This window comes from Wolbachia pipientis (assembly GCA_023052945.1).
Classification (GTDB): domain Bacteria; phylum Pseudomonadota; class Alphaproteobacteria; order Rickettsiales; family Anaplasmataceae; genus Wolbachia.
The window spans coordinates 169,693-182,871 of record CP095495.1 but is presented as its reverse complement, the minus strand read 5'-3'; the positions used below and the strand labels follow the sequence as shown (position 1 = coordinate 182,871).

The following is a 13,179-nucleotide window of genomic DNA, read 5'->3' as shown; positions in this document are numbered from 1 at the left end:
TTGACGTGTATGCTTTTTTGAACATTCCCTAACCTCAAATACTTTTATTAGTATCTTTTTCTTGTGACTCAGCAATACGTTTAGCCCAATCCAGTGGCCTTTTATTTCTGTTACCTAATGCAATTCTATTGCGATCATAACTATCAGTGTGTTCCGTTAAAGTATCTTTTCTTTCTTCTTCTATTACTCCGACTTTCAATTGTGCTGCATCTTTCTCTAGCAATTTATATAGATTACTATTTTTATCTACAATTGAGTTAGTGTCATTGTTTTCTTGTTCTGCCACTGTTTTTATGTCTGTTGAATTGTCTTTCAGCAGTCCAGCTTCTATTAGGTGTTTTTTAGTTTGTGGACTAACATAACGTGTTTCAGGGTTGATTTGTTTTAACCCATAGTTCTTTTGATTTAATCTTTGTGCAAGCTCCTTAAGTGGAGTTAGATCACTTTGTTTAACATATTCTTTTAATTTCTCCTCTAATTGCCCAAAATTTGTTTGAGATTTACTGTGGTCAGTGTGAGTTGGAGATGAATAGCCCGAATCGTTTGTTTTTATGTCTGTTGAGCTGTCTTTTAGCAACCCGACTTCTCTCAAGCGTTTTTTAGTTTCTTCGCTAATCTGACTCTGATCAGCCGGTTTTAACCCGAGATTTTCTTGACCTAATGTATTTTTAAGTTCTTCAAATGGAGTTAGATTAATATGTTCTTCTAATTTCCTTCCTACCTGTTTTAAATCTGTTTGAGATTTACTATCACCATTAGTTGGAGATATATAGCCTGAATCACTTATACTATTTGGTGTTGAAGCAGAGACACTAACAGTTGGACCTTCTAATGTTTTTACATCTGCTAAATCGTCTTTTTGCAATTCAGACTGAATTTTCTCTGGTGTGTTAAAACTAGTCTCTTTAACATCTTCGTTAATTCCGTATTTCTTTAGCCGTTTTTCCTTCCAACTTTCTAATGCTTCACGTGCGTTTTGGTAATTTAATCTTTCTTCTTCAGACTCTTGTCCACTCCTGCGAGAGCTTTCTGGAACTACTACTGCTTTCATATCTGTTAAACTATCATTTTCTCTACTGCGGTCTATTGATACTTTCTTATCATCAACACCAGTGCGCCGTAAGCTGTTTCTCTTGAAATTTCTGATGTCTTGTAATAGATCGCCTTTGTTATTTCCTTCTTGTTGCTGGGTTTTAGGTTGTTGCTGATTATTAGGTGTTTGCTCACTTCTATCTGGTTTTTGGCTTCCAGGTACAGCATGTCCAAATGTAGGATTGTCATACCGTTCATCTTTTTGCCTATTATCTTGATTGTGGCTTACAGACTTGGTGAAAGTAGAACCATCTGAAGGATCAGAAGTTGCACCTTTTTGCTGATTATTAGGTATGTGCTCACTTCTATCTGGTTTTCGGCTTCCAAGTTTGCTTTCCACTTGCTCATCGAAAACATCTTTTTTAGGTGGAAGTGAACTAGTTCTAAGTGGTGGCAGCGGAGGGGTCTGAGACCCAATTTCTCGATTCATATGAGTAGCTTGGTGTTTTTGAACAGGTTTTTTGATCTCTTGCTCAATATCTCTACTGTTACTTTTTATTGCGATTTCAGATGATTTGTTAAGGACTTGATTGTCTTTTCCGTCATGTTGCACCTCATTCACTTTTCCTTTTTCCCTGAATTTTATTTCATGTAAGAATAAACCACCTATTTTTACGTCTTTGTTTACTTCTAATTGCTTCTTTAATTGCTCCGTAACACTGTTAGGTTCAATAAGGTTTACACCTTCTTTATCAATATTGACTTTAATAGTACACTTTTCCCCATTCACATACCAATTTAGCGTCATTTCATATGAACCATCAGTTACGACATAATGTCTTATTTTTTTCCCTCCTTCCTCGGCAACAAAACCATGCATTCCGCTCTTTCCATCGCTATGCAATGTTGAAAACCCCGAGATTCCATTCTTCTGACAAAAATCACTATTTAAAAATTCGCTGATTTTAAACTCTTTTTTGTCATCTCCCAGCGTAATACTTGCGTGATTACCGTATATTGAAACTCCTGCAACATCATCAACATACTCTTTCAACCTTTTTTGAACTTCACTTTCGAGCTTTTGTTCGGCTTTCTTTATCTTGTTGCATTCCTGAAGAATAACTCCACATGCTTTATTTTTGTCTTTATCTTCGTTCCAATCCCAATCGGCGTGTTCTGTTAAAAACTTTACTGTGTTAAAATCAACTCTAGCATTATAAATTGGGTCGTCCTTTTTATCAAATAAAGGAAAAAACTCTTGAATGCGCTCATTATAAATGTGTTCTTGTTGTGTATCGTTAGTGTTCATATACCCCTCACTAATAACCCTCTGCCTAGCTAATACTAGCTAATACGATTATCACAGGCATTGGTTGAATTTTTATTAAGGAGGTTGTGTTGTTACTCAGATGGCAACTTTTAGCTGGCGCCTAATTTTAAATATCTGCTACTCACAGTAAACACTTCTGGATCTTGAGAAGTTAGCTTGAGTATAGCGAGTATGTTGATAAACAACAAAATAGCGATCGAAATATCAGCGATATCCCATAGCAATTGAACTTTACCTATCGCACCAAGCGGAATGATTATGGTAAAAATTACAATCCAGATTTTAGTGTATTTATTATCCATAGACACATAGCGTATTGTTTGTTTTGAGCAAAAAAACCAAGTAAAAATAGTAGTAAAGGCAAAACAAAACATTATGGCCATAATTAAATAGTCAATATAGGGCCAATTCATAGCTTTTCTAAAAGCAAATATGCACATGTTAGTACTCTCTAAATCAGTGACCCAAGAATCTGTGACAAGCAGTACCATTGTTGTAATAAACACTACGAATGCGACTATAAAAGGCGATATTATTGTAATTAGACTCTGCTCAATAATAAATTTATTATTATTTTTCTTAGGAACAATTGAAGAATGTACAATTCCTTCGAGGCCAAGCCCTATATCTGTTGCAAAAATACCTCGCAAAGTTCCGACTTGAATAATAGTCAATATTTCTAAAATCAAACCTAGAGATAAACCAGAGTTAAAGCTACTAGTTGTAAAAAAACTGCTTGTTATTAGTTTTAGAGAAGGAAGGATATTTTCACTAAACTTAAATAATATGATACCACAAAGTATGAGGTAACTTACCGTCATTATCGGTATCATAGCCGATATAAAAATTTTAATTTTTTTTAAGCTGAGAACTGCAACAACAAAAAATATTATGGCCATCGTAATGCCACCAATGACTACAGGCACATCTATTATGTTAAGTGGTATTGATAGAGAATTTACCTGAACAAGGTTACCAACTGTTATTGAAACCATCATCATAACAACCAGAAACACAATTGTAGCTTTTCTAGAGTTAAATGCATCAGCCATGTAGGCTACAGGGCCACCTATAAACCGTCCGTTCTTTTCCTTTCTGGTTTTTATACTTAGATAACAAGTAACGTATTTTATCACAGAAGTGATAACAATAATTATTGCCATCCATAAAATAGAGCCTGGTCCCCCGGTTTTTAGAGCAACAGCAGTTCCTGAAATGTTTCCTACTCCTAAATTTCCCCCTAAGATTGTAAACAGGGCGGCTATAGAAGAAAATTTATTTTCTCCTTTTTTAGCTCCAATGAGTGAAAGGGCGTATGGTAATCTAAATATCTGTAACCATTTTAGTTTAACCGATAGGTAAATACCAGCAACTAGCATGAGTAATATTGTTGGCAGTAATAAAACAAACTTTACTGTATCCATCTGTAAAAGTGAGATTTTTATTTGAGTATACAACAAAAATTGAAAATACCTAACCTATTTTCTATGTATGACTTCGTTCCTGTCATCCTAGCACCACTTTCTGTCATCCTAGCGCTCCTTTCTTGTCATCCCAGTGCGTGACACTGGGATCTAAATTTTTTATGCGAAACCATTATGTTTATATACTTGTAGGCCCAAGTTCCTCACATAGTGAACAAAAAAATAAATGAGATTCCAGTGTCACGCACTGGAATGACACCTACCCCATGAGAACCCTATTTTTCATACCACTCATTTATAAGTTTATTGATATCAGAATCTATAAAATCCTTTAGTGGTTGCCTGATTTTTATCTCAGCATTTTTAGGGATACACCTATCTTTACATATCGCATATTGTATATAAAAATCAAGGTCAATGTACTCTTGATTTAAAAATATATTCATCTTAAAGGGAAATAATACCATATCCTCATACACGTTACTGATAAATACCTCTCTTCCTACTTTATCTCTATGTTCCTTTGGAGTAGGCCAGTAAATATCTATGTTTAATGTGTTACCCTTACAATCAAAAGAAGTGGGAAGACCGAAATCTCCAGGATCTTTATAATATATGTGCCAGCCTGGTTCTACTGTAACCTTTATTGCACCTTTAAGAGTGAGGTTTGCTTCATTTATCTCGCCAATAAGTAAATCAAATTTTGCAATTTCCTCGTCAGCATATAGTTGGGTGCAAGAAAAAAATAAAAACAATATTAAATATATATGTATTTTCATTAAGGCAAATTTCTCCTTTTATAGAGAAGATGATTCAGATTTTAATTATTATATTTAATAGCATTATATAGATTGTTTATTAATATAGCATTATGCTAGTATAAATATACCAGGGGTTATAACTTTCTTATACTACCTTTTTGTTATTAGACAATTGCAGTATAAAGAAGCAAAAAGGATACAAACAGTAGTGTCTTTCTATACAAAGCCACTACACGTATCACCTTTAACACACAGTAAAATATGATCTTTAAGAATTAAAGAGACATAGGTGCCGTGGAGCAATTGCTCCACGGTTTCACTCTATTTAGAATCCACCCATGCCACCCATTTCTCCTGTACCCATAGGAGATGAAGCATTTTCTTTGCTTGGTACATCAACTATCATAGATTCAGTAGTAATCAGCACACTCGCAACAGATATTGCTGTTTCAAAAGCAATACGCACCACTTTTGCTGGATCAATCACACCAGCTGTAAATGCATTAGCGTAATTCATAGCCTCAACATTGTATATAAGCTCTTTATCATTCTGCTTAATCAAATAGTCAATGATAACAGCAGATTCAAGACCAGCATTTTTAACTAACCTTCTAATTGGAGCACTGAGAACTTTCTTGATAATGTTTATGCCTATTTGCTCTTCGTCACTTGCACCTTTTAATTTGTTGAGAACAGATGAAGCATAAAGAAGCGCAACTCCACCACCTGGAACTATGCCTTCTTCAATTGCAGCTCTTGTTGCATGCAGCGCATCTTCAACTCTATCTCTACGTTCTTTAACTTCCACTTCAGTTGCTCCACCAACTTTTAGCACAGCAACGCCACCTGATAATTTCGCTAAACGTTCCCTTAGCTTTTCTTTATCATAATCAGAGGTTGAAGTTTCAATTTGAGATTTGATCTGCTCGATTCTAGCTTTCACACTGTCAGAATCGCTATTTTCGCTGACAACTGTGGTATTATCTTTAGTAATTTTAACATTTTTAGCAGTACCAAGATCATCAAGTGTCAGATCTTCCATCTTGATTCCAAGTTCATCTTTTATGACGTACTTAGCACCAGTCAAAGTTGCTATGTCTTCGAGCATCTCCTTTCTTCTGTCACCAAAACCTGGAGCTTTTACTGCAGCAACTTTTAAACCACCACGCAATTTATTGATAACTAAAGTGCTTAATGCTTCACCTTCGATATCCTCTGCAATAATAACCAAAGGTTTACCAGATTTAACAACAGCTTCAAGAATAGGAAGTAAAGGTTGAATAATATTTAATTTTTTCTCTGTAATTAATAGATAAGGATTATCAAGCTCCACGATCATTTTTTCATTATTTGTAATAAAATACGGAGAGAGATAACCGCGATCAAATTGCATGCCAGTAGTCAGCTCAACTTCTAACTCTTTTGAACCTTTACTTTCTTCAACAGTGATTACACCCTCTTTTCCAACTTTTTTCACGGAATCAGCGATACTGTTACCTATATCCTTATCACCATTTGCAGAGATTATCGCAACTTGCGCTACTTCATCCATTTTCTCTAGAGAAATTGTACGAGACATTGACGTAATTTCCTTTAATATTACATCTTTTGCCTTCTGTATTCCGTTTTTAATACCAACACGATCGTTTCCAGCAGCAATTGACTTTGAAGCTTCCATTATCATATTGCTAGTTAGTATTGAGCACGTTGTTGTACCATCACCAACTTTGTCGTTACATTGAGAACAACTTTGGGCAAAGATGCTTGCTATTGCAGCATTTAGTGGTTTTTCAGGCTTGATACCCTTCATTACCTTATAACCGTCTTTTGTGATTTCCGGTGCACCATAGGGCTTATTAATCCCTACTGTTTTTCCCCTAGGTCCCGCAGTTATTGCCACCGTTGAGTCTACTATTGCTGCGACTTCACGAAAGGCTTCTTGCAACTGCTCACCTGATACTACTACATTAGTCATTTTTATCACCTCTTGTTAATAAAAAATTTAGAAAACTATAATAAAACCATTCACAATGCGCCATGTTGCGCTTTGTTTCAGTTTAGTAAAATAAAGACTGCTATTTAATGACAGCAAGTATATCGGACTCTTTCATCACGATAAGCTTTTCATCATTATGTTCTATTTCTGTACCAGCCCATTGACGATAGAACACTTTATCACCAGCTTTCACAGTTAAAGCTACGCGTTCGCCATTTGAGTTGCGTGAACCTTCACCAGTTGCTACAATTTCACCTTTAGTAGGTTTCTTTTCAGCACTTGATGGAAGCATAATTCCACCTTGCTTTTCCTCGCTAACAGGCTTGATCAGCACGCTATCATCCAATACATTTAAACTTATACTTGACATTTGCTTTTCCTCTCAACAAATTAACCTATAATTTTATATATATACTCGTAAGTTAGATTTCAAGGGCTGGAGCTTGTAAAATATGCACACCATATAAAATATGCACGCCAAAAGCAGTTTCTAAAAGAGCCTAATGTTATATAATAAAATTTAGATTTATTTATAGAGATTTCATGAGTTATATACCATTCTTAAGTCGTGGTGTGATAGTGCTATATGGGCCTGACACTAGAGATTTTCTGCAGGGTATTATAACCAATGATATTAATAAGTTGGATAGCCAAAAAGCTATTTACTCTTTATTGCTTAGCCCTCAGGGAAAATACCTATATGATTTTTTTCTTATTGAATATGGTAGATATATTTTCTTAGAGTGCGAAAATGTGCACTTACAGCAAATAATCGAGAAACTAGATTTACTTAAAACTTATTTGAGAGTGAAAATTAAAGACATTAGTGCACTATATAAGGTTGGAGTTTTGTTTGATACTAAGTTGGCGGAGTGTAGTAGTAAGTCACAAGTTATTTTTCAAGATCCAAGGCACAAGCTGCTAGGAATGAGGATCATACATAAAGATGAAATAAAAGAACCGGTTGGAGATTTTATTCAGTATGAAAAAGTTAGAATTAAAAACCTTGTCCCAGATGGAGCAAAAGATATGGTACAAAATTCATCGTTTCCATTGCAATATTTAATCGATAGGGCAAACGGTATAAGCTTTAATAAGGGGTGTTACGTAGGTCAGGAAGTCGTAAATCGAATGAGCAGACAAGAAACATTCAGAAGAAAACTTTATCTTGTTGAGGGGGATAACGTACTTCCAGATATTGGCACTAAAGTGACAAATGAAAATAATGAGGAAATAGGGGAACTGCGCTCTAGTGTAGACAACATTGGACTTGCATTGCTTAATACTCAAAAAAGTCATGCAAATTTATATGTCGATGGGGTTAAGTGCGTTAAGACGTTGAAGTCTTAAGGTAGTGCATATAGAAACGAAAAACTTATTTTATGGCCTAGCGTCACGCACTAGAATGACATCATTTACGATGTAACATTTATCACTTTTGCAGATACAATTTACATGCTATAATTGAGTCTTCATAAGCTGGTGAATTGGAGTGCAAAGAAGTAAAATTAAAGTAGAAATAAAAAGATTATCACACGGAGAAGACTTGTCTCTTCCATGTTATGCAACTACGCAGAGTGCTGGTATGGATCTTTATGCTGCATTGAATGACTCTGCTGTTTTAAATCCACTTGAGAGATTACTTGTTCCAACTGGAATTGTGATTGCAATACCAAACGGTTTTGAGGGGCAAATTCGCCCACGTTCTGGTCTTGCTGCAAAACATGGAATCACTGTCTTAAATTCTCCGGGCACTATAGACTCTGATTATCGAGGTGAGGTGAAGATTTGCCTAATTAATCTAAGTAATCAGCTATACGAAATAAAAAGAGGAGATAGAATCGCACAAATCCTTATTTCCCCTGTGTCTCAAGTAATTTGGGATGACAGAGAAGAATTCTGCACAGAAGAAACCGGCCGCAATGTAGGGGGCTTTGGCTCAAGTGGTAGGTAATTTGCGAAAAAGCTTGACTATGGTGTCAGCCCAGTCTGGGATCCAGCTAAGTTGGTAAGCATAAAAGCAGCCGTTTTATGTTAAAATACAACGTTTTGATGATTATGAAAAGGCTGGATTCCAGACTGGAATGACACTACCTGCCACACAAATTACAATGTTCATACAGCTATGTGTCAGCTACTCGGATGACACCCTGTGTTTGCTGGCTATAATTGCTAAGGATTTTTATTTAATTTAACTGCATCTTTTGCCTTATCCAATAACCCATTAATAAAACCAATTTCGCTTGGTTTATCAAGTAAATCAGATGCAATGTTAGTATATTCATTAATGACAACTGGAACTGGCGTATCACAATTAGCTAACTCACATATTGCAACACGCAAAATAGATAAGCTTATAAGATTTAACCGTGAGAGGGACCAGCTTGGATGTAAATAAGACTCTATTATTTTATCATATTCTTCACTGCTTTTTATAACCTTATATAACAAGTTTTCTAAGAACTGATGTTCAAATTCTTCACATTCAAATATATCTTTCAACTTATTTATGTAGTCCTTAAGCTCACAATTTTCCAATTTAAAAGTGCTTTTGTTGTAACCTACGAAAATATTTGAATAAGCAATTTGTACAGCAAGAAATCTTGCCGTACTTCTTTTTATGCGCCACTTTTTATCTACTGGTTTTTCCTCCATTATTTTAATTTATTGTGTAAATCTATCATACCCAAAACAGTTGAGGCTGCATGGCCACCAACGTTCTTTTTGTTTTTGTCAGCTCTAACTAGTGCTTTATCTTTGCTGTCAGCGGTAATTACGCCCATACCAAGGGGCATTGCATAATGCATAATGACTTCATTTAAACCTTCGATTACTCCTTTACAAACATATTGATAGTGATCGGTTTCACCGCGAATCACGCACCCAAGAGCTAAATAACCGTCATAATTAGCATTCTTGCTTTTTACTGCAAAGAGAATTGTAGCTGGTATCTCAAATGCACCAGGAACTTCAATTATGTCATAGCTTGCATGACTTTCTTTTAATCTATCGATTGCACCTTCAAGCAAAAGGTTCGCTATTTCAGTGTGGTAAATTGAATTAACTATTAGTATTTTCGACATTCATCCCCACTTTTCTTGTTAAAAGCAACTTTATTAATGATTGTTGAATTAGAGTTATAATATTACTAAATATCCAATATGTTACCAAGCCGGCAGGAAAAGAAGAAAAAATAAAGACAGAAATGTAAGGTAAAAACTTCATAACATTTACTTGAATATCATCTTTACTTTTCTCACTTAGCTTCTGCTGAATTATCATGGTGGCACCGAAAATTATAGGTAAAATGCCTATAGAAATAGGAAAGTTATAATTAAACAACCCAAATAATGTAAAGATGTTCGTTGGGTCAGGAGCTGAAAGATCCTTAATCCATAAAAAAAAGGAGCATGCCTCATCTCTATAGTAACAAATAATACTTTATATAGAGCAAAAAATACCGGTATTTGTATTAGCATGGGAAAAATGCTCGACATTGGGTTTACATTGTTTCTCTTGAACAACGCAATTGTCTCTTTATGCTGCTTTAAGCTGTCATTTTTATACAACTCTTTTATACGAGTTAATTCAGGCTGCAGGCTTTTCACCTTGAACATCGAAATATATGATCTATTAGATAAGGGAAGCATCAAAAGTTTGATTACTAAAGTCAACAATAATATTGCTAAGCCAAAATTTTTTAAAACGAAGTTAAAATATTCAAGCAGTAAAAACACTGGCTTGGTTATAAAATAAAGAACACCAAAATCTACAGCTTTATCAAATAAAGGTATATTGAGAGTATCCTTATAAGAATCCAGTAAATTCAACTTTTTTGCTCCAGCAAAAAAATAATTCACATTAGAAACACTTGCGCCAGGAAGTATGCTCTTGTAAGGTTTGACAAAATCTACTTGGAATTTATCAGTATTATTAACGTTCGTGTGTTTAATGCTTACATTTATTTTATCGGATTTCTCAGGTATGATGGCTGTAAGCCAGTATTTATCAGCAAAACCAAACCAATTTTTTTCACTCGTGCTTGCTTTTATTAAATGTTTTTTGGAAATATCCTTATATGTCCACTCCTCTAGTTTATTATCAAATGCACCCAGTACTCCCTCATGTGATATCCAATAAGATTCGTTAATATTATCACGTTTACGGTTAATTTTGCCATAAGGAACTAAAACTACTTTATCTTTTGTGTTATTTTCAACAATTTGCTCAACCTTAAACATGTAGTTATTGTCAAGGCTAATTTTCATTTTAAACACAATGCCATTTTCATTATCCCAAAATAAATGGACCTCTTTTTGATTGAGTTTATCTGCTTGCCAGACTGTTTTAGAATCTGGAACTTTAATCTTTTCATTCGGATCGAGCCACCCAAATTCTGCGAAATATATATCTTTTGATTCTGCGGGTGACAGTAACACCACTTGTGGAGAAGAAGAACTCGGTTCTAAGTGGTAATTAGTTAAAATTAAGTCATCAAACCTTGCACCTTTCAGAGAAATTGATCCTTTAATCATGTTATTGGTTAAACTAACCCTCTGTTCTCGAGTAGAATTAATAATTTCAGAACGATTTTGGTGTATTATAGGAGCAAGGTCGTTAAAAGATTCGATATGTTCAATCAATGGCTGATTTTGGTTTGCACTAAAAAAATTATCATAAATAATACGCCAAGATACCATGATCAACATGGAAAGGATAGCTGCTAAAATTAAACTTTTTGCTTCTGACATGAAATTAAATCAAACATATCTTCTTAAAGTGTATACTAAATATTGTACTAAAACAATGAAATTTACTTATTTTTAATAATAACTTTTAACGCTGACCTTTAAAATTTATTTTAATAGCTTCGAATTTTAATAATATGAACGCGGTAAAAAATCTAGTTATTTGGTTACTAATAATAGCCGCCACTTCAATGCTTATTGATTCACAAAGGGACAAACTAAGCGACAGATTTCTCAGTACTTTTTTACCATATAAAGGGAGAATTCAAAATAGTGGTCAGAATAGTGGAAGTATCGAATTTACGAAATCATACGATGGACACTTTTATATTCAGGCTCAGGTCAATGATCACAATATAACGTTTTTGCTTGATACCGGAGCAACCGATATTGTTCTATCACAAAAGGACGCATTACATGTTGGTATTAATTTACAAAACGTTCAGGATTTTAAAATATATGAAACTGCGAAAGGTCAAATAAAAGCTGGTGTTGTTCACATCCCTCAGGTTAAAATAGGGAATTTTTTAGTTAATGATGTACAGGCGAGCGTTAACACTCATTCTATGTCTCATTCACTACTTGGAATGAGCTTTTTAAGATATTTTCATTTCACTATAAGAGATAATAAGTTGATATTATACCGCGACTAAATATTCCTATGATCTAGAACTCTGTAGGTCAATATAGGAGCAGAAATAAATATTGCAGAACAAGTGCCAATCAAAATACCAAAAAAAATGATCAAGCTGAAGTCTTTCACTGCATCTGTGCAGATTAATGCCAAAGGAAGAGCAGCAAGAAGGGTTGTACCTGAGGTTAATATAGTGCGAAATAATGTAGAGTTGATACTTGCATCTACTATCTCACTCATCCGCCCACTTTTACCACTTTTGCAATACTCTCGAATCCGATCGTATATAATTACTGAGTTATTGATTGAATAACCAATGACAGTGAGAAGAGCTGCAACTGATGAAATATTAAACTCAATGCCAGTTAGGCTAATAAAACCAACAGTTAAAATCACGTCATGAATTAGTGCTGTTATTCCACTGAATCCACATTGCCAATTAAATCTAAACCAAACGTAAAAAAATATTCCAACAATCGCGATCAACATGGATAACATTCCTTCAAATATTTGTGTTGAGCTTATTTGTGGGCCAACATAGTCTATTTTACGATAGCTTATTGAGCTCCCCAGCTTTTCTTCTAGTATGCTTTTTATCTTTTTGATTTTATCTTCATCTCCTTCATCTTTAAAACGCATGACTAAATTATCACCCGCTTTTGAACTCTGCACTGTAAAACCATTTTCTTTTAATGCATCGAGAATAGAGTGATTCTTATCTGAAGATTTTATCTCTATCAAAATTCCGCCTGCAAAGTCTATGCCTAAGTTCACTCCACGTAACACAACAATGAGCATTGAAAAGATGATAAAAATAATGCTAATTAATGCAGTCAAATCCCTATATTTACTAAACTTGATATTGAGGTTATCTGGAATGAGTCTAAGTGCCATGCTATTTACTAAAAATAATCACTTGAATTTTATATGCTTTTTAAAAAATTCACTAGTTTATTCTGTGGTTGAACTTCTCTGTCATCCGAGTAGCTGACACTGGTTCGTTCTATAATGGTGTCATCCCAGTGCTCGACACTGGGATCCAGAAAAATTGATTGTGCACTGAATTGGTGAGTGTAAAATTCTACGTCATACCGCCGCGGTATCTCAGCCGCTAACAAGAGATCCCGCTAACAAGTAGCGGGATGACGATTGTCGGTGAACCTAAGTTACTTTAGCTATAAACATTAAGAAATTTACCAAACGAAAAAAAAGGCAAAAGAAGCCCCATGGTTAACTAGTTATTTATATGTACTT

At 34.7% G+C, this 13,179-nt stretch carries 11 protein-coding genes and 1 pseudogene; 3 read left to right on the top strand and 9 right to left on the bottom strand.

What is annotated here, in order from left to right; translation table 11 throughout:
• Positions 1 to 34: 34 nt before the first annotated feature.
• The 5 genes from MWH06_00830 to MWH06_00810 form a co-directional block, all read right to left on the bottom strand.
• A complete protein-coding gene (locus tag MWH06_00830; protein UPA55244.1) occupies positions 35 to 2,341 on the bottom strand; it encodes a hypothetical protein in 2,307 nt (768 codons plus the stop codon).
• Positions 2,342 to 2,451: 110 nt separating this feature from the next.
• Entirely contained in the window at positions 2,452 to 3,786 is a 1,335-nt protein-coding gene (locus tag MWH06_00825) for an alanine:cation symporter family protein (protein ID UPA55243.1), read from the bottom strand.
• A 275-nt stretch (positions 3,787 to 4,061) separates the two neighbouring features.
• The gene (locus tag MWH06_00820; GenBank protein UPA55242.1) at positions 4,062 to 4,565 is read right to left on the bottom strand and encodes a hypothetical protein; all 504 of its coding nucleotides are present in this window, start codon (positions 4,563 to 4,565) and stop codon (positions 4,062 to 4,064) included.
• 307 nt (positions 4,566 to 4,872) lie between these two features.
• The gene (gene groL, locus MWH06_00815; GenBank protein ID UPA55241.1) at positions 4,873 to 6,522 is read right to left on the bottom strand and encodes a chaperonin GroEL; all 1,650 of its coding nucleotides are present in this window, start codon (positions 6,520 to 6,522) and stop codon (positions 4,873 to 4,875) included.
• A 100-nt stretch (positions 6,523 to 6,622) separates the two neighbouring features.
• A complete protein-coding gene (locus MWH06_00810; protein ID UPA55711.1) occupies positions 6,623 to 6,904 on the bottom strand; it encodes a co-chaperone GroES in 282 nt (93 codons plus the stop codon).
• Between the two features lie 182 nt (positions 6,905 to 7,086).
• On the opposite strand from MWH06_00810, the gene MWH06_00805 reads away from it, so the two are divergent.
• Both MWH06_00805 and dut read left to right on the top strand, forming a co-directional pair.
• The gene (locus MWH06_00805; protein UPA55240.1) at positions 7,087 to 7,893 is read left to right on the top strand and encodes a folate-binding protein; all 807 of its coding nucleotides are present in this window, start codon (positions 7,087 to 7,089) and stop codon (positions 7,891 to 7,893) included.
• A 142-nt stretch (positions 7,894 to 8,035) separates the two neighbouring features.
• A complete protein-coding gene (dut, locus tag MWH06_00800; protein UPA55239.1) occupies positions 8,036 to 8,497 on the top strand; it encodes a dUTP diphosphatase in 462 nt (153 codons plus the stop codon).
• A gap of 218 nt (positions 8,498 to 8,715) precedes the next feature.
• Here dut and nusB read toward each other — a convergent pair whose 3' ends face one another.
• From nusB to yidC, 3 genes and pseudogenes are all read right to left on the bottom strand, one after another.
• Positions 8,716 to 9,198: a transcription antitermination factor NusB gene (nusB, locus tag MWH06_00795; protein UPA55238.1), complete on the bottom strand. Its 483-nt coding sequence runs from the start codon at positions 9,196 to 9,198 to the stop codon at positions 8,716 to 8,718.
• Positions 9,198 to 9,626: a 6,7-dimethyl-8-ribityllumazine synthase gene (locus tag MWH06_00790; GenBank protein ID UPA55237.1), complete on the bottom strand. Its 429-nt coding sequence runs from the start codon at positions 9,624 to 9,626 to the stop codon at positions 9,198 to 9,200. Before MWH06_00790 ends, nusB begins: the two co-directional genes overlap by 1 nt.
• Positions 9,604 to 11,294: pseudogene (gene yidC, locus MWH06_00785) on the bottom strand (membrane protein insertase YidC). Before yidC ends, MWH06_00790 begins: the two are co-directional and overlap by 23 nt.
• Positions 11,295 to 11,428: 134 nt before the next feature.
• Here yidC and MWH06_00780 point away from each other — a divergent pair.
• On the top strand, positions 11,429 to 11,944 hold the full coding sequence (locus MWH06_00780) for a TIGR02281 family clan AA aspartic protease (GenBank protein ID UPA55236.1): 516 nt from the start codon (positions 11,429 to 11,431) through the stop codon (positions 11,942 to 11,944).
• On the opposite strand, the gene secF is transcribed toward MWH06_00780, so the two are convergent.
• Positions 11,941 to 12,819, bottom strand: coding sequence for a protein translocase subunit SecF (secF, locus tag MWH06_00775; protein UPA55235.1), 879 nt, complete (start codon positions 12,817 to 12,819; stop codon positions 11,941 to 11,943). The two genes, MWH06_00780 and secF, sit on opposite strands and share 4 nt — an antisense overlap.
• Positions 12,820 to 13,179 lie beyond the last annotated feature (360 nt).